This window comes from Kitasatospora sp. NRRL B-11411 (assembly GCF_000721345.1).
Taxonomy (GTDB): Bacteria; Actinomycetota; Actinomycetes; order Streptomycetales; family Streptomycetaceae; genus Kitasatospora; species Kitasatospora cineracea.
Genome location: NZ_JOGH01000305.1, coordinates 1 through 569, shown reverse-complemented (window position 1 = coordinate 569; position 569 = coordinate 1). Strand labels below are relative to the sequence as shown.

The window sequence follows — 569 nt, the reverse complement described above, 5'->3', positions numbered from 1 at the left end:
GCCGTGCAGGGTGTGCAGGCCGGCGGCGAGGCGGGCCGGGTCCTGGCGGAGCCACAGGCGCAGTGCGGTGCCCAGGGCGGTGCAGGGTGTGGGAGTGGTGGAGGGGGCGGAGGGCACGGTGGGGACGGGCGGCTGGGCCAGGTGGGCGGCCAGGGCGGGGAGCAGTTCGGCGAGTTCGGGCGGGAGCCAGACCGTCACCGCGCACGGGGCGAAGCGGCCGAGTTGTTCGGTGAGCCGGGGTGCGTCCTGGGCGAGCAGGGCGGGGAGCACGTCCAGCAGGGCGTCCGCGACCACCTCGGAGACGTCGCCCCGGTGCCCGTGCGCCAGCCGGCGCAGCAGCGTGCGCTCCGCGGTGGTGAGTCGGACAGCCAGCATGACCTCGTCGGATTCCATCACACGGCCTTCCCCGGACGCCCGTGGCGCCCACCCGATCGGCCCGCCTGGCGGGCCGGACACATCGCTGACCTGGGGTCACTGTCCACACCCGGAGCCGACGAGGGGAAGGGCCGAACGGCCCCGGATGCAGGGTCCGAACGGCAGAGCGGAATCCGCGGGGAGGGGGAGCGGGA

At 75.7% G+C, this 569-nt stretch carries 1 protein-coding gene; it reads right to left on the bottom strand.

Annotated elements, in window-relative coordinates:
• Positions 1-393 (bottom strand): hypothetical protein (locus IH44_RS42195; RefSeq protein WP_035958649.1); only part of this gene is annotated, 393 nt, incomplete at its 3' end.
• Positions 394-569 lie beyond the last annotated feature (176 nt).